At 56.7% G+C, this 17,359-nt stretch carries 18 protein-coding genes; 2 read left to right on the top strand and 16 right to left on the bottom strand.

Annotated elements, in window-relative coordinates:
• Nucleotides 1-46: 46 nt before the first annotated feature.
• From arsH to GH722_15420, 10 genes are read right to left on the bottom strand one after another with little or no spacing between them, the layout of a single operon-like run.
• A complete protein-coding gene (arsH, locus tag GH722_15465) occupies nucleotides 47-763 on the bottom strand; it encodes an arsenical resistance protein ArsH (GenBank protein ID MRG73166.1) in 717 nt (238 codons plus the stop codon).
• Complete coding sequence (gene arsC / locus GH722_15460; GenBank protein MRG73165.1) at nucleotides 760-1,164, bottom strand: arsenate reductase (glutaredoxin); 405 nt, start codon at nucleotides 1,162-1,164, stop codon at nucleotides 760-762. The genes arsH and arsC overlap by 4 nt, the downstream gene beginning before the upstream one ends.
• Before the next feature lie 48 nt (nucleotides 1,165-1,212).
• Complete coding sequence (locus tag GH722_15455; protein MRG73164.1) at nucleotides 1,213-1,542, bottom strand: metalloregulator ArsR/SmtB family transcription factor; 330 nt, start codon at nucleotides 1,540-1,542, stop codon at nucleotides 1,213-1,215.
• Between the two features lie 57 nt (nucleotides 1,543-1,599).
• The gene (locus GH722_15450) at nucleotides 1,600-2,130 is read right to left on the bottom strand and encodes a hypothetical protein (GenBank protein MRG73163.1); all 531 of its coding nucleotides are present in this window, start codon (nucleotides 2,128-2,130) and stop codon (nucleotides 1,600-1,602) included.
• Entirely contained in the window at nucleotides 2,121-3,098 is a 978-nt protein-coding gene (locus GH722_15445; protein MRG73162.1) for a dipeptide epimerase, read from the bottom strand. Before GH722_15445 ends, GH722_15450 begins: the two co-directional genes overlap by 10 nt.
• Nucleotides 3,098-4,102 (bottom strand): DUF1611 domain-containing protein, encoded by a 1,005-nt coding sequence (locus GH722_15440; protein MRG73161.1) that lies wholly within the window; start codon nucleotides 4,100-4,102, stop codon nucleotides 3,098-3,100. The genes GH722_15445 and GH722_15440 overlap by 1 nt, the downstream gene beginning before the upstream one ends.
• A gap of 59 nt (nucleotides 4,103-4,161) precedes the next feature.
• A complete protein-coding gene (locus GH722_15435) occupies nucleotides 4,162-5,556 on the bottom strand; it encodes an FAD-binding protein (protein MRG73160.1) in 1,395 nt (464 codons plus the stop codon).
• On the bottom strand, nucleotides 5,553-5,849 hold the full coding sequence (locus GH722_15430; GenBank protein ID MRG73159.1) for a (2Fe-2S)-binding protein: 297 nt from the start codon (nucleotides 5,847-5,849) through the stop codon (nucleotides 5,553-5,555). The genes GH722_15435 and GH722_15430 overlap by 4 nt, the downstream gene beginning before the upstream one ends.
• Nucleotides 5,842-6,969, bottom strand: a complete 1,128-nt coding sequence (locus tag GH722_15425; GenBank protein MRG73158.1) for an FAD-dependent oxidoreductase — start codon at nucleotides 6,967-6,969, stop codon at nucleotides 5,842-5,844. Before GH722_15425 ends, GH722_15430 begins: the two co-directional genes overlap by 8 nt.
• Entirely contained in the window at nucleotides 6,962-7,594 is a 633-nt protein-coding gene (locus GH722_15420; GenBank protein MRG73157.1) for a hypothetical protein, read from the bottom strand. The genes GH722_15425 and GH722_15420 overlap by 8 nt, the downstream gene beginning before the upstream one ends.
• 238 nt (nucleotides 7,595-7,832) lie before the next feature.
• Between GH722_15420 and ispH the strand changes: the two genes are divergently transcribed.
• Complete coding sequence (gene ispH, locus GH722_15415) at nucleotides 7,833-8,798, top strand: 4-hydroxy-3-methylbut-2-enyl diphosphate reductase (protein MRG73156.1); 966 nt, start codon at nucleotides 7,833-7,835, stop codon at nucleotides 8,796-8,798.
• A 53-nt stretch (nucleotides 8,799-8,851) separates the two neighbouring features.
• The gene (hpnH, locus tag GH722_15410) at nucleotides 8,852-10,018 is read left to right on the top strand and encodes an adenosyl-hopene transferase HpnH (protein ID MRG73155.1); all 1,167 of its coding nucleotides are present in this window, start codon (nucleotides 8,852-8,854) and stop codon (nucleotides 10,016-10,018) included.
• A gap of 22 nt (nucleotides 10,019-10,040) precedes the next feature.
• Here hpnH and GH722_15405 read toward each other — a convergent pair whose 3' ends face one another.
• The 6 genes from GH722_15405 to GH722_15380 form a co-directional block, all read right to left on the bottom strand.
• The gene (locus tag GH722_15405; GenBank protein ID MRG73154.1) at nucleotides 10,041-11,081 is read right to left on the bottom strand and encodes a peptidase C45; all 1,041 of its coding nucleotides are present in this window, start codon (nucleotides 11,079-11,081) and stop codon (nucleotides 10,041-10,043) included.
• 27 nt (nucleotides 11,082-11,108) lie between these two features.
• The gene (locus GH722_15400) at nucleotides 11,109-11,789 is read right to left on the bottom strand and encodes a hypothetical protein (GenBank protein ID MRG73153.1); all 681 of its coding nucleotides are present in this window, start codon (nucleotides 11,787-11,789) and stop codon (nucleotides 11,109-11,111) included.
• Nucleotides 11,786-13,765, bottom strand: coding sequence for a squalene--hopene cyclase (shc, locus tag GH722_15395; GenBank protein ID MRG73152.1), 1,980 nt, complete (start codon nucleotides 13,763-13,765; stop codon nucleotides 11,786-11,788). Before shc ends, GH722_15400 begins: the two co-directional genes overlap by 4 nt.
• Before the next feature lie 99 nt (nucleotides 13,766-13,864).
• On the bottom strand, nucleotides 13,865-15,202 hold the full coding sequence (locus tag GH722_15390; protein MRG73151.1) for an NAD(P)-binding protein: 1,338 nt from the start codon (nucleotides 15,200-15,202) through the stop codon (nucleotides 13,865-13,867).
• Complete coding sequence (gene hpnD, locus GH722_15385) at nucleotides 15,118-15,972, bottom strand: presqualene diphosphate synthase HpnD (protein ID MRG73150.1); 855 nt, start codon at nucleotides 15,970-15,972, stop codon at nucleotides 15,118-15,120. Before hpnD ends, GH722_15390 begins: the two co-directional genes overlap by 85 nt.
• A complete protein-coding gene (locus tag GH722_15380) occupies nucleotides 15,965-17,131 on the bottom strand; it encodes a glycosyltransferase (protein MRG73149.1) in 1,167 nt (388 codons plus the stop codon). The genes hpnD and GH722_15380 overlap by 8 nt, the downstream gene beginning before the upstream one ends.
• Nucleotides 17,132-17,359: the final 228 nt, after the last annotated feature.

Here is a 17,359-nt window from a genome sequence, read left to right as displayed (position 1 = left end):
ATCGCAATTTCACAAGAGGGTACAGATTCTGCCTTATCCATACGAATCATATGGATTTCAGATTTACCCGCTTCGACAGTTCCTCGGCACTTTCGACCCGTTCGGAATAACGGTCGACGAGGTAGGCTGCATGGCCACGGGTCAGAAGGGTAAACTTCATGAGTTCTTCCATCACATCGACCATGCGATTGTAAAAAGGAGATGGCTTCATGCGACCGTTATCTTCGAACTCCAGAAAGGCTTTCGGTACGGACGACTGATTCGGAATGGTGATCATCCGCATCCAGCGCCCGAGAATGCGAAGCTGGTTGACGGTATTGAAGCTTTGCGACCCGCCACAGACCTGCATTACGGCCAGTGTCCGCCCCTGCGTCGGCCGGACACCACCGATCGGCGCCAGGGGTAACCAGTCGATCTGGGTTTTCATAACTGAAGTCATCGCCCCGTGGCGTTCAGGTGAACACCAGACATGGGCTTCCGACCATAATGAAAGCTGACGCAGTTCCTGAACTTTCTCATGGTTTTCTGATACTTCATCAACCAGCGGCAATCCTGCCGGATCGAAAATACGAACCTCGGCACCAAGAGCCCGAAGAACCCGGGCTGCCTCTTCGGTCATCAAACGTGAATAAGACCGCTCCCGAAGCGATCCAAAAAGCATCAGAACCCGTGGCGGATGATCTGTCTGCCCGTGAGGTGCCAGCAGATGTGCATCGGGCTTATGGAAATGTTCCTGTTCGATATTGATGAGTTCATCCTTCATGGCGCTGTGATCACGTCGCCGTCTTCTTTTGTGTAGGTCGCTCCGGATGTGACATCGAGCAGGTTGAAAACCGCCTCTGACGGTCGACAGAGCGCGACCCCCTTTCCTGTACAAACAATCGGACGATTGACCAGAACCGGGTGCTCCAGCATGGCCGACAATATTTCATCTTCTGTAACCGAAGGGTCGGTCAATCCGAGTTCTTCTGCCGGAGACTTGGATATTCGCAAGGCTGTCCGTGGGGTGAGACCAGCCGCAGCGAACAGTCCCTGTAATTGCTCACGGGTCCAGCCTGTTTTCAGATAGTCAATGACAACCGGCTCTCCTTCAAAGGCACGGATGATCTCAAGAACATTGCGGGAGGTGCCGCAGTCGGGATTGTGATGAATAACCGTCGTCATGATTTAAGGGCTTTCCTTTCAGAGAGAGTAACCGTCACTGGCAGCAGATCAGGTGCTGGTAATCTGGTCGATGACCGGCTGGCAAAGATCAGGCCGTCCGCCGCAGCAGTCTTCCATCAGGAAGGCGAGCAGACCGTTCATCGTCTCGAAATTTGCAAAATACCGGATGGTCCGGCCCTGCCGTTCATTGCGTATCAGCCCGGCCCGAAGAAGAACGGCGAGATTGGCTGACATTGTGTTCTGCCTGACCTCAAGACGCTCCCCGATCTCTCCTGAAAGCAGACCATCTGTGCCGGCCTTTACCAGAAGACGGAAGACATCCAGACGGGTTTGCTGGCTGAGTGCAGAGAAGGCGTCGATCGCTTGCGTAGAATCCATATATCATGATTATTTGATATAATTATCTGAGTCAACACACATCCTGTTCTCCTAAGATCAGGTACAACCGGACTTAAAGGACCGGACCCTGCCCGGCAGCCAGAACCGGTACTTTAACAGCGCCGGTATTTCGCGGCAGATATGCAAAATGGTGGAGAATGTTATGTCGCCGACCGGCACCGGGTGCGGCTCAACTGATATGCAAAGTGCCCGGCAACACATCAACGTACGGGGCATATGCCATCCGTCCGTGACAACCATCAACTGGTCAATCGACCGTTCAGAAATCAAAGCCGTTCCGAAAGCAATGTTCTCAAATGTGTTGATTGAGCGATCATCAAGGATGATTCCTGCAGCAGGCACGCCATTCGCAACAGCCACCGAAGCCATCAAGCCTGCTTCAGAGGGAGCATTTTCCTGCCCTGCCCCACACATAACCATGAGAGCATCTGGATTGCGCCGCCACAACGCAACAGCATGAAGCACCCGGCGATGAAGACTTCTGGATGGCGTGCCATCCGAATGGACTTTGGCTCCCAGAACCAGAATGGCACAGCGTTCTCTGCCTGTCCCGATGACTACCCCCAGAAAGCAGCGTCCGGCGGACTGACAAACTCAGCCTCATAATGAAGTCCGGGGTCGCGATCACGGGCCATCCAGAGCGGCCCGTCGAGATCGACAAACTCAGCCCCCTGGGCCACCAGAACGGCAGGAGCCATTCCAAGAGACGTGCCCATCATGCAACCGACCATGATGCCGAAGCCTTCTGCCAGAGCAGCATCCCGGAGGCGCAGTGCTTCGGTCAGTCCCCCCGTTTTGTCGAGCTTGATATTGACGAAGTCATAGCGGCCTTTCAGGCCGGCAAGGTCTGCCGTGGTATGGCAGCTTTCATCGGCACAGAGCGGAACATCGCAACTGATATCGTTCAGGGCGGCATCTTCGCCAACCCGGAAGGGCTGTTCCAGCATGGCCACATTCAGGGCTTTCAGTTCCGGTGCAATGGCAAGCAGGGTGGAAAGATCCATGCCTTCATTGGCATCGACAATGATACGACTGTTCGGTGCCCCCTCATGCACGGCCCGGATACGGTCCAGCGCACCTTCATCGGCAAGTTTCATCTTGAGCAGGGGCTTGTGGCTGATCTTTGCTGCTTCGCGCCGCATGACGTCAACATCATCAAGGCTGACGGTCTCGACCGTCACAATGCGTGAGGGTGCAGGCAAACCGGCAAGCTCCCAGTGCCGTTTGCCGGAACGCTTGGCTTCAAAATCCCAGAGAGCGCAATCCAGTGCATTCCGGGCGGCCCCGGCTGGCATAAACTGTTGCAGCGCTTTACGGGTCAGTCCATTTTCGACGTCATTACGCATGGCCTCGATATCAGCGATGACACGTTCCACCGTCTCGCCATAGCGAGCGTAGGGAACGGACTCGCCAAGACCAGTGGTAACGCCGTCACTGACTTCAGCCACAACAACGACAGCTTCTGTTCTCGCCCCCCGCGAAATACGAAACGTCCGGGCAAGCGGCCAGGTTTCAGACCTTGCGGTAAGCTGCATCAGATGCCTGCGACGATATCAACCAGGGCACCGACGCCGGTCTTGACCGGGTCAACGGCGGGCATTCCGAACTTGTCCTCGAATTCCTTGAGGGTGCGGTCGGTTGCTGCTGCATCCAGAGCCGCGCAGTTAATGGCGAAACCAACGACTTTCGCCGCCGGGTTGGTCAGACGGGCGCAGCTTTCATTCAGGGCAATACAATCCGCGATATCGGGAATGGGTGATTTCGGCAGACCCCGCATATGCGTGCGTGTCGGCTCGTGACACATGATCAACGCATCGGCCTGCGCTCCATGCAGCAGCCCCAGGCTCACCCCGGCAAAGGAGGCATGGAACAGACTGCCCTGTCCTTCGATGATGTCCCAGTGATCGGCATCATTGGCCGGGCTGATTTTCTCAACTGCACCGGAAATAAAGTCAGAGACAACGGCATCGACAGAGACACCTGATCCGGCAATAAAAATGCCGGTCTGACCGGTTGCCCGGAACGTCGCCTTCATTCCACGCGACAGCATTTCCTTCTCAATCGCCAGCGTCGTGTACATCTTGCCGACAGAGCAGTCAGTCCCGACGGCCAGCAGGCGTTTGCCGGATCTGTCCTCGCCGCTGCCCGTATCAAAATCTTCTTTCGGATGGCGAACATCAGAGATTGTCCGGCCATGTGCAGCAGCCGCAGCTTTCAGTTCCGGCACATCCGCCAGTTTGATATGCAGACCACTGGCCAGGTCCATGCCCAGTTCAAGAGCGCGTTTAAGCGGAGCAATTGATGCCGGTGACAAACGCCCGCCCCGGTTCGCAACGCCGACGATGACAGTACCAACACCCGCGGCGGCGGCTTCGTCGACCGTCATGTCCGGAAGTTTCAGGTCAGCCTTGCAGCCATCAAGACGGAGCTGGCCAATGCACCAGTCCGGACGCCAATGTGCGACACCAGCAGCGGTTTTCGCGGCAAGCTGATCAGGCGCATCCGCCAGAAACATGAGATAGGGCGTGCGAAATGACATGGTGTTCCTCCTGATCTGTACGAACCGGCACTGTAGCCAGCCGACCTGACCATGCAACGCTATTCCGTTGGGCCAGCCAGTTGTGCCATCTCGGCGACGGTGACCGGCTTTATCGGCATGCGAAGGCGGTAATGCCCGATTTCTGACGGGTCTGTCTGCTGAACATCTGCCATCAGCCGGGTCACCGTCAGGCTGCACATCCTTCCCTGACAGGGTCCCATTCCGGCCCGGCAGAAACTTTTCATCTGGTTCGGACCGGGACAGCCAGTTGCCGCAATCCGGCGAATTTCTCCTGCCGTTATCTCTTCGCACCGACAGACTATCGCCTCGTCGGACGGAAGTGAAAGATGCGGACGATAAAGCCGTTCCAGAAAAGGCCGGACAGCCCCGTCATCTTGAAGTTTCTTTTCCAGATCGGCTGCGTGCGATGTCTTTCCTGACATCTTTGACCCATCGAGGTCCTGCACCACACCCAGTCCGGCAAGTTCGCCGGAAAGCGCCGCACTTTTTGCCCCGTTGATGCCACCGCCATCACCCGCGATATAGATACCGGGTTCTGATGTCAGACCGAACCGGGCAAGCTCGGGTCGCCAGCAAAGCTGGGACTTGTCCCATACCATCCGGCAGCCGAGCGCCATTGGGAGCTGTGTATTGGGAATGACGCCTTCATGCAGGACGATCGTATCAGCAACCATCTGGCGGCTTGCCCCGCGATGAGTGAAGCGAACCTGCTCCGCCGATTTACGGCCCAGAATAGCCAGACCATCAACACCTGAGAGGATCGGAACACCGGCCCGCCGCAGCTCTGACAACATCGCCAGCCCTTTACGCAGATAGGCGCTTCCGCGAAGCGCTTTCGGCAAATGCTGAAGCGCATAAATGCGATCCCGCAAAGTAGTGGTCTCAAGAATCGCAGTGATCTTCACACCGGCCTTCACATATTGCGACGCCAGCAGAAACAACAGAGGCCCATTGCCCGCCAGCACGATTTCACCGGACGGGGTGATCCCTGATTGCTTCAGCAGAATCTGTGCGGCCCCGGCCGACATGACGCCGGGCAAGGTCCATCCCGGAACCGGGACCGGTCGTTCCATTGCTCCGGTGGCAACGACCAGTCGCTTTGCCGATATCTGTTTCTGACCACCCGGAAGACTGAAGGCGATATCAAATCCTGCGTCTGTTCGGTCTACCATCCAGACCGTTGCCTGTTCCTGATAGGTTGCCCCGGAAGCACGGAAACGACGGACGATATCCGCGCCATCTGCGTAATCCGGCCCCAGAATGGCCGGAGTTTTGAGCCCGCTGCTTTCAATCGCCCGATAAATCTGGCCGCCGGGGCTGCGCTGCTCGTCAAGCAGGCAGACAGTGAGACCGGCATCCGAGGCGGCCGAGGCGGCAGCAAGGCCTGCAGGCCCTGCCCCGATGACAGCAACATCATAGCTATGTCCGCTCATGGGGACACCTTCACTTTGCCGGCGGGTCGCTGAATTTCCATTCCCTCTTCCAGCGGCACCATGCAGCCCTGACGCCCGGCAACGCCGTTGATCGTCACCAGACATTCAAAACAGACGCCCATCATGCAATAGGGCATGCGCGGTGTCTTACCGATCGGGCTGAGGCGGGTATGCTCCACACCGGTCAGCATCATTGCTTCAGCAACCGTCACACCTTCCGGCGCGGTCATTTCCTTGCCATCTATGCGAAAGGCCACGCGGTCCTTCGCCTTGTTCAGTCGCGCGTCAAACATCAAACCTCGCACTTGAAAATGCTGTCAGTCGTTCCGGCAATGCTCCGGCGACAATGGCATCGGCCAGCGGACCGGCATGCGATGCCGCCAGGGTTACGCCACTATGGCAGTTGGCAACAAAAGCACCGGGATATTCCCGGCTTTGCTCATAGAGCGGCAGGCCATCCGGCGTCATCACACGCAACGCCCCCCAGGTCCGGACGATCCGGGTGGTTCCCAGAAACGGGAAAGTACGAATTGCCCGGGTGGCAATATCGCCGAGCACCGGGGCTGTCGTGCCCGTATCAAACCCGACATGTTCGTGACTATCGCCGAACAGCACACTGCCTTCAGCCGTCTGGCGAACGAATGTCGTCGGCATGCTCATGAAAGGGTCAACTCGTTCAGTGACAAGCACCTGTCCCCGCATGGGCTCCAGTGGCGCCCGCAAGCCCACCTGTTCCGCCAGGGCCGCATTCCCGAGACCTGCGGCCAGAACTAGTTTGGGCGCCGCAAAAACCCGCCCCCCGGTAGAGACCTGAAAGCCGTCAGAAGACGGGATGATCTGTTGCGCCGGGGCATTCGAAACGTATCGGCCACCCTGCGCCGTAAAGGCTTCGTGAAGGGCGCGGAACAGAAACAGAGAGCTGCAATGACCATCATCCGGGCAGTAAGAACCACCAGCCACGTCAGGGCCGATGCCCGGCAACATCTTGGCCAGTTCGTCGCGGTCTACCATCTCGATGGAGCTTCGGTTTGCTCCGGGCTGTGTCCGGAATAGTTCAACCTGTTCGGCGCGCGTCTGAAATTCTTCCTCGGACAGACAGATATGCACGCCACCAGCCTGATCATGGTACACATCGACACCGGTTCGGGATTTCAGGTCTTTAGCCAGCGCAGCCCAGTTTGCAGCGCTGTCCCGTGTCCAGTCGGCATAGGCAGGCGCCCCCAGTCCCTTGCTCTGAACCCAGACCAGGGCAAAATTGCCCCGCGACGCCCGGAAAGCGATATCACCTTCGTCCAATAGCAGAACCCTGGTCAGATTGCGGGTCAGTCCGTATGCAATGGCCGCACCGACCAGTCCGCCGCCGACAACAATCGCATCATAATCTTCTCTTGCCGCGCTCATCATCTCAGCCATTCGTTTTCAACATCCGCTCCGCCTGATCCTGTAGCCCGGATATCAGGGCATCAGCGCCTGAACTTCGCAAGACTGATTGATACTCTGATCGCTGCCGTGCCAGTTCGCTGATTGAGCCATCAAGATAGATATCAACGATTTTCGGGCCATCTTCCGAACCAAGAATAACGTAAGTCAGACGTACCGGGTCTTTTTTCGGGCGCCGCAATTCTGTCCTGACCAGCAGCGAATCGTTCAGTGCTTCTTCAGTGCCAAGCGTGGCAAAGGATTCTCCCGAGAAGCCGTCAAAACGATTCGCATAGGTCGCAATGGTGATGTCCGTAAAAGCACTGAGATAGGAAGACTTCTGCTGATCTGTCATTTTTCGCCAACCCGACCCGGCAGCAAATTGTGACATCCGGTTGAGGGCAAAGCTGGATGATATTACCGGGCCGAGTCTTGCTGCACGATCAGCGACAGGTGTCGTCTCCGCTGACTTCATTGCTGAGAGTAATGCCTTATGCAGTGTTTCGACCACTGCCGTTGCCTCGGCTGGTGCTGGCCCGGCTCCGAATGCTGTTCCGGTAGTCAAACCAGCCATAAAGCCTAAGGTAATCAGCGCTTTGCCAAACTGTCGGCGCAGCATGAGGACTCTCCATCGATTTCTGTTGCGGGCGATATTGCTATCTCAAAACGGCAAATGAAAGGCAGCAACCATCCCCCGCTGCCAGCAGGTTGTTCGAAACGACGTCGCTGCGTTGCAATATTTCCTGTCTCCGCGTATAAGCGGCACATTCAGAACGCATCACGATAAGCTACTTGAAGTCTGGGAAGCATCTCTTAGCTGTGCGAGATAATTTCCGGCTTCAACCAGAGGAATTTCGATGACCAACATGTCGCCCCTGAGAGTTGTTCTGGCCCAGCCGCGCGGTTTTTGCGCCGGCGTCGAGCGGGCCATTGATATCGTTGAGAAAGCTCTCGAAATCTATGGGCCGCCGGTCTATGTCCGCCACGAGATCGTGCATAACAAGTTCGTTGTTGAGTCTCTCCGCAACAAGGGCGCTGTCTTTGTTGAAGAGCTTGATGAAGTTCCCGATGGTGCGGTCACTGTTTTCAGCGCACATGGCGTGCCCCAGATGGTTGTCAGCGAAGCTGAAAATCGTGATCTGCCGGTCATTGATGCAACCTGCCCCCTTGTCACCAAAGTCCACAAGGAAGGTCAGCGTTACGCCAATATGGGACGTGAAGTCATTCTGATCGGTCATGACGGGCATCCGGAAGTTGAAGGCACACGCGGCCAGATTCCCGGGGGCGTGTTGCTGGTCTCAACACCCGATGATGTCGACAAGATCACAGTCCGGGATCCTGACCAGCTTGGCTATGTCACCCAGACGACGCTCAGTGTCGATGATACGCGTGCCGTCATCACTGCCCTGCAGAAACGATTTCCGAATATCATCGGTCCGGATGTTCGCGATATCTGCTACGCAACCCAGAACCGGCAAACAGCCGTCCGCGAGTTGGCCCGTCAGGTTGACCTGATCCTGGTCATTGGTGCGCAAAACAGTTCCAATTCAAACCGGCTGGCTGAAATCGGTAACGAGATGGGCATTCAGAGCCATCTCATTGATGACGCAAAGTCATTTGACGACAGCTGGCTTGACGGAGTTGAGACAGTTGGTGTTTCCGCGGGCGCATCGGCACCCGAGAAGCTGGTTCAGGACCTGCTGGACCATCTGGCAGCCGTACGGGATGTCACGGTCACCACACTGTCGGGCGTTGAGGAAAACGTCGTCTTCAAGCTTCCGAAAAAACTGACTGACGCGGCAGCTGCTGCGGCGGTATCCTGATCACCATCCGCCGGATTTCCATACATACCGAGCGATACAAAGAGGGCAGATAATTGGCCGTTCCATTGATCCAGCAGGCGCGTGTAGGCGCCTACATTCTGAAAAACCGTATCACCGGTCAGAACAAATACCCGCTCGTGCTCATGCTGGAGCCGCTGTTTCGCTGTAACCTCGCCTGCCCTGGCTGTGGCAAGATCGATTATCCGGATGAAATCCTCAATCGTCGCCTCAGCGTCAAGGAATGCCTGGATGCGGTTGATGAATGCGGCGCTCCGATTGTCTCCATTCCGGGTGGCGAGCCGTTGCTGCACCGGGAGATCGTCGAAGTCGTTGAAGGCATCGTCGCCCGCAAGAAGTTCGTCTATCTCTGCACCAACGCCCTGTTGCTGAAGAAGAAGATCGATCAGTTCAAACCGTCGCCCTATCTGACCTTCTCGATTCACCTTGATGGTGACCGTGAACATCATGACAAGGCTGTCGATCAGGAAGGCGTGTTCGACAAAGCGCTTGAAGCGATCAAGATTGCCCGTGACCGGGGTTTCCGGGTCAATATCAACTGCACCCTGTTTGATGGCGTTGATATTGATGCAATGGCGAAATTCTTCAGCTTCGTTTGTGACGATCTGGGAGTTGAAGGCATCACCATTTCCCCGGGCTACGCCTATGAACGCGCCCCGGACCAGGAACATTTCCTGACCCGAGAGAAAACCAAGAACCTGTTCCGTGACCTGTTCCGTCTCGGCAAGGGCAAGGGCTGGCGTTTCTCGCAGTCCTCACTGTTCCTTGATTTCCTTGCTGGCAACCAGTCCTACGAATGCACGCCCTGGGGCAACCCGACGCGTAACGTCTTTGGCTGGCAGCGTCCGTGCTATCTGCTGAATGAGGGCTATGTCTCCTCCTTCCGCGAACTGATGGACGAAACGGACTGGGAAACCTACGGCACCGGAAATTACGAAAAATGTTCGAATTGCATGGTGCATTGCGGTTATGAAGCCACTGCCGTCAACCACACCATCTCAAACCCGCTGGCAGCCCTGAAAGTTGCCCTGAACGGCGTGCGTACTGATGGTCCGATGGCGCCTGAAATCAAACTCGACAATGCCCGCAAGGCCGAGTTTGTCTTCGACAACACCGTTCAGTCTTTCCTCAAGGAAACCGAACATGAAGCCCCGGCACCACGTCGCAGCCGCAAGGAACCGCCGGTCGCTGCTGCCGAATAATTCAGCCTGAATCAGACCGGGATCATATTCTCCCGGAAAGCACCGCATCGTCACATGGGTGGTCATAGACTTCCCATGTGACAGCGGTTTTGCCGATGCCGAACCGGGCCGTGGCAAGCGTGTAGCTTGTCTCTTCCGTATCCGTTCTTTTCAGACAGATCGGATAATCGGAATTTTCCGTATTCCCCAGAATCGCGAGCCCGGTGCAATCCCCTGCCCCGTTTGCTGACAAAATCTGTTCTGCTTTCTCCTGACGGAACCGGGAAGATGGCGTCACGTCCTGTGGCAGAGTATCAAATTCACTGAACACCAGATGATTGGCATGGGCTGAACGCCCCGTCACTTCACGAATGACGCAACCGGATGCCGGTGCCTCAACCGACAGCAGCCGGTCATCGCCACGTTGCGCCAGGGCGTAATGAAACCCGCTGGCACGGTCGGTTCTGGCAAACAGCGTAAGCGCCTCATCCATCGACCGGCAGGCCAGTGAGGCACGGCTGATGATATGTCGGGGCAAGCCAACTTTCTGATCACCGGGGCGGATATTGTTGACCGTCTGAACCAGTCCGAACTCATTAAAGCCGAAGTTATGTCCGGAGATCAGGCCGGGGTAATAGAAACTGGTCACACGCGGTGCATTCTCTGGCACCAGCGTCACCAGATGACAAAGCCCCTTCAGCCATTTATGGCCATCTTCGTTATGGGCGATCTCGATGTCACCGGTTTCCCTGCCGGACATCACCGTCGTACATCCAAGAGCACCTTCTGAGGCCGGCTCAGACTCTGTCGGCAGGTCGCCCCGGCAGTTCCAGATCAGAATATCCTGAAACGGAACATCCGCCCCGTCAGCGATGCCTTCCATCTCCCGCATGTAATCCGGAAAGACGTTGCGGGCTGCTGATTCAATCTGCTTCAGCCGGTCAGAGCCAAGCCAGAGCTTCCGCAGGGCAATCACCCGCTCCATTCCGGGGATGACGTTTCGGATGCTGTCAGCCGATAATCGCCCCAGGGCGACGCCGATATCATAATGACTGCCGGAAAATTCAAATTGTTTCAGGGCCATCGTCCATATGCCTTACCTGCGGATTTTCTACCCCGATGATAAGGCCAGACCGGCGCCAAGCAATCTCGCATGCGCGGACTGACTACGCCGGCCAAGTGCCAGGATGGCTCCGAACTGACGGGGATGACGCAAAAGACCTTTTATCACCGGGATGATACGACGATTACCTTCTTCGTCGAGGCCATCCAGTGCAATGGACGGAATGCTGTCATCACTTTCATCCGCAATGGCCCGGATACAGGCAAAAGGCAGGTTTTCGCATTCCGCTACCTCCGCGACCGCTGCGCTTTCCATATCAACGGCAAGACAACCGGACAGCCCGGCTGACTGTTTCGCATCAGGTTCGGAAATTGCGGCGGCAACAGAAAGTACGGGGCCTTTTCGATTTGCGGCAGTCTGCCCTGCCAGCCAGTCAGACAAACCGGACTCGCAGGCATACAGTTTGTTGTCTTCGGTCCGGACTTCCGTCGCGACAACCAGATCCCCGGATTTGACTGAAGGCTGAAGTCCGCCGGCAAGGCCGAATGAAACGAGGCTGCTGCATCCCCGGGCTACCAGTTCTTCCGCCGTTTCACGGGCTTTCAGCTGTCCCGGACCAAAGCAGAGTATCCGTTGTTCCACGACCGTGCCTTTGAGCGCGCGGCGCAAAATCGCCACCTCGCTCTGCATGCCGCAGACAAAGCCAAAGTTGGAAAGATCCGGGCTCACATTCCGGTCAGCGGAAGCTTGGCATTACCGGTTTTCAGATTCCGGTAGCGGGCCAGCGCCCAGAGCGGGAAGAACTTCGGATAACCGTGATAGCGAAGATAAAATATCTTTGGAAAGCCGACGGCGGTAAACCACTCTTCTTTCCAGTTGGTCCCCTCACGATCGGCTCTCAACAGAAAGGCAATACCACGGTCAACAGCCGGGGAATCAACTTCGCCGGCAGCCATCAGGCCAAGCACGGCCCAGGCCGTCTGCGATGCCGTGCTGGCCTTCGCAAGCCCACGCTGCTCATCAAAATAGGTCGCGCCGTCTTCGCCCCAGCCGCCGTCTTCCCGCTGCTTCGATTCCAGCCAGGCAACAGATCTGCGCACATAATCGCTCTGCATGTCTTCGCCGGCTGCATTGATAGCGCAGAGGACAGACCAAGTGCCATAAATGTAATTAGTACCCCAGCGGCCAAACCAGGAACCATCCGGCTCCTGCTCACTTTTCAGATAGTCAACACCGCGTGCGACGACCTCATGCGAGCGGTCATAGCCAAGCTGGGCCAGCATGCTGATACAGCGCGCCGTTACGTCGGACGTCGGCGGGTCAAGCAAGGCACCGTGATCTGCAAATGGAATATTGTTCAGGACATAGTGGGTGTTATCGATATCAAAGGCACCCCAGCCACCGTTTTCAGACTGCATGCCGATGATCCAGTCCGTCGCCTTGCTGATTGCATCGGCATAGCGTTCCGGATCGACCCGGTCCATTGCCATGGCAACAACAGCTGTGTCATCCACATCAGGGTAATGATCATTGTTATACTGAAATGCCCAGCCACCCGGTTTCAGGTCAGGTTTCTTCCAGGCGTAATCTCCGAATACTTCCGTGATCTGGCGCTTCACCAGCCAGTCGCAGGCCGAACGGGCCGTGGACAGATCCGGATCACCGGATCCGTCCGTCGCAGCCGATGCCTCAGCAACCGCATGTGCGGCCAGTGCCGTATCCCAGATCGGAGACACACAGGGCTGGCAATAGCCTTCATCTTCCTTGAGAATCAGGAGGTTATCGATGGACTTCCGGGCAATGACAAAATCCGGATGGTCTGCCGGATAGCCCAGGGTGTGATACATCATCACTGTATTGGCCATTGCCGGGAAGATAGCGCCAAGACCATCTTCGCCATTCAGACGTTCCTTGACGAAATTCAGGCATTTCTGCACGCCCCGCCGTTCAAGCAACTTCGGGAACATGGGTTCGGCGAAACGCACCACCTTGTCCAGCTTCAGGAAAAACTCACCCCAGCCGGAACCGGTTGGATTGGAGTTGTAATCGTTAATTTCGAATGGCGGACGTGTAAACAGCTCGTCAATCTTCACACCGCGCGGGTTCGCCGCCTGTGCCCGTAATGAATACAGCACAAACATCGGGATCATTACGGTACGTGACCAGTAACTGACCTTCTCGATATGGAACGGCGACCAGCGTGGCAGCAACATCGCCTCCGGCCGCATAACCGGTACCGCATGCCACGGCGCCTGATTGAACAGCGCCAGTGCGAAGCGGGTAAAAACATTCGCCCGCTCTGCCCCGCCATAATCCAGAATCGCCTGACGTGCCCGCTGCATATGCGGCTCATCCGGGTCATCGCCAACAAGCTTCAGGGCAAAGTAGCCCTTAACACTGGCGGAAATATTGAACTCGCCATCGTGATAAAGCGGCCAGCCACCATGAACCACGGACTGCTGCCGACGGATATAGTTTGCCAGCTTCTGCTCGACCTCATCATCAATGGTATCGAGGAAGTGATTCAGGAAAATATATTCGGCTGGAATCGTGACATCAGCCTCAAGCTCGAACACCCAGTGACCATCGTCGCCCTGCATACGTTCAAGATCAGCCAGAGCCTCGCTGATTGTCTGGTCGACAAGCGAAGGGTCTGAAATTGATGGCGTCTGTGACGATGCTGTTACGTCAGAGATAATGTTCATGAGGTTTCCGGCTATGTCCGACCGTATTCGCAAGCGCAAGAAGCGGCTGCGGGCCGCAGACCCCGCTATCTACGCGATGTAACTATTTTGTCAAGGTTGTCAGGGACTTTCCATTGCCTTCGCAACTGCAATATGTCCGGACCGAACGGCCCCTTCAATGGTTGCCGGGAGGCCGGTTGCCGTCCAGTCTCCGGCCAGAAACATGTTGCTGTACGCGGTTTCTGGCCCACTCCGGCGTTTCAGCTGCTCCGCAGATTGAGTGAAAGTCGCCCGTTTTTCGCGGATGATGCGAAAACTTTCATATGACGATGCTTTCAGGTCCAGAGCCTTTCTCAGTTCCTCAAAAACCACGGTTGCCAGATTCTCTGCGGCGGCCGATTCGTAAACCTCGGCAACACTGACAGTAACGGACAGGATATTATCCCGGATGAAGACCCATTGGGAAATACCGCCGACAATCCCCCGCATCCAGGGCTGCCCGGGTTCAGCAAGTGGTTCAGCCATCCGGAAATGCAGGTTTGTGATGCCACGATGGCTGTCTGGTGCCACCACCTCTGACGTCAGACGTGCCATATGTCCCGCGGAGACAGCCAGAATCACGGCATCATCCGGACCGAATTCAACAGATGAGTGATCAAAACTCAGGGATCCAAGCCTGTTTCCTGCTACCTCCAGCTTTCGCAGACGTGTCCCAAACCTGACAGTCGCACCGTTCTGTTCAAGCTTTCGCACAGCCGGATCAATAAGCGCCGGTCCAAGACCTTTCCGGGCTATCATCGGGCGACAGGCCTTCCCGCCCCGTCCAACCGTCTCCCGCAGGACCGGCCAGAGCAGGCCGGCTGATGCAATGTCCGGCTCCGTGTTCAGGATTGCCACAGACAACGGCTCCCAGAAATTCCGGAATGCTGCGCCGCCGCCAAAAACCTCGCTGACAGTCCGTTCTCCCGCGAACAACAGTTTCAGCGCTGCGAGATAATCAGCTGGTCCGGTGTCGGCCGCACGGCAATCCGGATCAAATATCCAGGTCGGCAGGCAACCATCATTCATGGCAATGCGCCATTCCCGGCCATCCTGAAGGTCAAAGAAATCAAAACCGGCTGCGGCGGCAGTAGAAAATCCTTCGGGATCGGCACCGGCATCGGTCATGAAGGCCTGAATGGACCGGTTGCCGGAGAGAATCAGGTGATTGCCGTTATCAATTTCGGCACCCAGCTGATCATCATGAAATGACCGGCAGCGTCCACCGGCATGACCAGCCATTTCATAAAGGCTGACGGACGCGCCCCGGGCGAGCGCCCGGCAGGCCGCGGCAAGGCCGGCAACGCCGGCGCCTACAATATGCAGATGCCGGGTCACAGATATCCGCTTCGCACGGCAATCCAGAGCTTGCCGAGTTTGCCGGGGCCGACAGGTTGTCCGATGACCTCCGGCTGCCACCCACGCCGGACAAGGCGCCGGTGAATTTCCCGGTAGACCGCCAGCATGATACGGGCCGGTCGTGTTGCCCGACGGTCAGAGCGGTCAAGAATGGTCTGCGCTTCTGCAAAGCGCTCTCCCGCAAGGTCAGACAATTCGCGACAAACCGGCTCAACGGAAGGGCTGTGCAGCATCTTCTGCGGGTCAGTTGTGGTCAGCCCGCTTTCTCTCAGCATGTCCTGCGGAAGATAGATCCGGTCAATATCCGCATCTTCCGCCACATCACGCAGAATATTGGTCAGTTGCAGGGCCAGCCCTTCTGCACGGGCGAGAGCCAGCCCGTCTTCCTCTGCCATCCCGAACACACGTACCGACAGACGCCCGACAGCGCAGGCAACCTTGTCGCAATAATCAATCAGGGCATCACGGTCAGCGATCCGGATATCTGGCCGGGCATCCAGTTCCATGCCCTCAATCACGGCAAGAAAGTCTGCCTGCTTCAGGTCAAATTCTGCAATCGGTTGCCGAAGCGCCCGGGCGACCGGGTGGCCGGGGGTACGTCCCTGATAGAGGTCTTCAATCCATCCCCGCCATGCCGTCAGAGCGGCTTTCTTATCTGCCAGTTCGCCAGGCTCATCGGCAATATCATCAACATCGCGACAGAAAGCATAGACCGCATACATCGCTGCCCGCTTTTCTGGCGGCAGCAGACGCATGGCAACGAAAAATGAAGATCCGGATGCCCGTGTCGTCTCTTCCGCAATTGTCTGGTCTGACTGCATCTCAGTCATGTGATTGTTGCCCTATGTCCCCTGTCCGGCTGTAGGTGCGACCTTTCCAGCCAGCACCACGCCCCCGCCAGTGCCTATAGCCGGAGGTCCATGTCATCAAGCCGTAAAGCAATCCGGCGACAGGCAAGGTCAAAGCCCAGGTCAGTGGAAGCCGGTAAAGCTGGACCGTCGGCAGAAAGCAGATTGTCATCAGCGAAACTGTGAATGCGGCGGACAAGGCAATGGCGGAATCTCCGATCAACAGCCCGGTAACAAGGCTCACGACCGGCAGCAGATAAAGCACTATCATGCCGAACACCGAGCCGATCAGCAAAACCGGTGAATGGTTGAGTTGTGTGTAGGCCGTACGGGCCACCATGTCCCATATTTCGTGCAGATATGTATATTGCCGCAAGGACCGGGTCTGTTCAGCCAGCCCCAGCCAGATCTGCCCTTGCTTTTTCAGCAGCCGGGCCAGGGCGCAATCGTCGATAATTGCATCCCGAATCCTGGTCACGCCGCCAACGGCATCCAGTGCTGATTTACGGATCAGCATACAGCCACCGGCAGCCGCGGCGATCTGTTGCTTCGGGTTGTTTACCCGGGGAAACGGATACAGTTTCTGGAAGAAAAAAACGAAGGCTGGAATCAGCAGCTTTTCCCAGACCGTCTCGCAATTCAGCCGGACCATCAGCGAGGTCAGAACAAGGCCTTCATGTTCCGATTTAGTGACCAGCCGCCGCAGCAGACCGGGTTCATGAATGATGTCGGCATCTGTCAGCAGCACATAAACATTATCAGCCGGGACAGCCTTCAGCCCGGTATTTACAGCCCACATTTTACCAGCCCATCCCGGCACCAGCGGCTGGTTTTCAATCACCGTCAGTCTCTGATCGCCTTGTGCTGCGTCACGGGCGATATCAACCGTGCCATCGTCAGAAGAATCATCGACCAGCCATACACTGATCTGGCCGGGGTAATCCTGTGACAGCAGACCCTGAATCGTCCGGGCAATCCCGTCAGCTTCATTACGCGCCGGGATCACCACAGCCACCGGCGGATAGCTGCTCAGGGCATCCTGTTCATGGGGGAGTATCTGGTCAGCCCGCCAGAACCGGCCATGTGCCAGCAGCAGATACAACCAGGCCAGCAGAGGAATAGCTGTCAGAACGGCCAGCATGTTCATATTCCGGCCCGACGGCTATATCAGGCCCGTGCCGGCTCAATGAGGCTGGCGCTGTCGAGACCGAGAGCCTGCATTGCCGTCGCCGCGATATGCTGCGCGCTCAGCCCCGCCTGATCATACATCGCATCCGGCTTGTCCTGATCGATGAATACATCGGGCAGCACCATCGGCCGGATCTTCAGACCACCATCCAGCTGACCCGTCGTCGCCAGATGATGCAGC

The sequence above is a fragment of the Alphaproteobacteria bacterium HT1-32 genome (assembly GCA_009649675.1).
Lineage (GTDB): Bacteria > Pseudomonadota > Alphaproteobacteria > Rhodospirillales > HT1-32 > HT1-32.
The sequence above is the reverse complement of the archived record's forward strand: the minus strand, read 5'-3'. Positions and strand labels throughout refer to the sequence as shown.

What these genes read in the sequence shown, in the direction of transcription:
- arsH (MRG73166.1), bottom strand. Translation starts at nt 763, where the DNA reads ATGAAGGATGAACTCATCAATATCGAACAGGAACATTTCCATAAGCCC.
- arsC (MRG73165.1), bottom strand. Translation starts at nt 1,164, where the DNA reads ATGACGACGGTTATTCATCACAATCCCGACTGCGGCACCTCCCGCAAT.
- GH722_15455 (MRG73164.1), bottom strand. Translation starts at nt 1,542, where the DNA reads ATGGATTCTACGCAAGCGATCGACGCCTTCTCTGCACTCAGCCAGCAA.
- GH722_15445 (MRG73162.1), bottom strand. Translation starts at nt 3,098, where the DNA reads ATGCAGCTTACCGCAAGGTCTGAAACCTGGCCGCTTGCCCGGACGTTT.
- GH722_15440 (MRG73161.1), bottom strand. Translation starts at nt 4,102, where the DNA reads ATGTCATTTCGCACGCCCTATCTCATGTTTCTGGCGGATGCGCCTGAT.
- GH722_15435 (MRG73160.1), bottom strand. Translation starts at nt 5,556, where the DNA reads ATGAGCGGACATAGCTATGATGTTGCTGTCATCGGGGCAGGGCCTGCA.
- GH722_15430 (MRG73159.1), bottom strand. Translation starts at nt 5,849, where the DNA reads ATGTTTGACGCGCGACTGAACAAGGCGAAGGACCGCGTGGCCTTTCGC.
- GH722_15425 (MRG73158.1), bottom strand. Translation starts at nt 6,969, where the DNA reads ATGGCTGAGATGATGAGCGCGGCAAGAGAAGATTATGATGCGATTGTT.
- GH722_15420 (MRG73157.1), bottom strand. Translation starts at nt 7,594, where the DNA reads ATGCTGCGCCGACAGTTTGGCAAAGCGCTGATTACCTTAGGCTTTATG.
- ispH (MRG73156.1), top strand. Translation starts at nt 7,833, where the DNA reads ATGACCAACATGTCGCCCCTGAGAGTTGTTCTGGCCCAGCCGCGCGGT.
- GH722_15405 (MRG73154.1), bottom strand. Translation starts at nt 11,081, where the DNA reads ATGGCCCTGAAACAATTTGAATTTTCCGGCAGTCATTATGATATCGGC.
- shc (MRG73152.1), bottom strand. Translation starts at nt 13,765, where the DNA reads ATGAACATTATCTCTGACGTAACAGCATCGTCACAGACGCCATCAATT.
- hpnD (MRG73150.1), bottom strand. Translation starts at nt 15,972, where the DNA reads ATGACTGAGATGCAGTCAGACCAGACAATTGCGGAAGAGACGACACGG.
- GH722_15380 (MRG73149.1), bottom strand. Translation starts at nt 17,131, where the DNA reads ATGCTGGCCGTTCTGACAGCTATTCCTCTGCTGGCCTGGTTGTATCTG.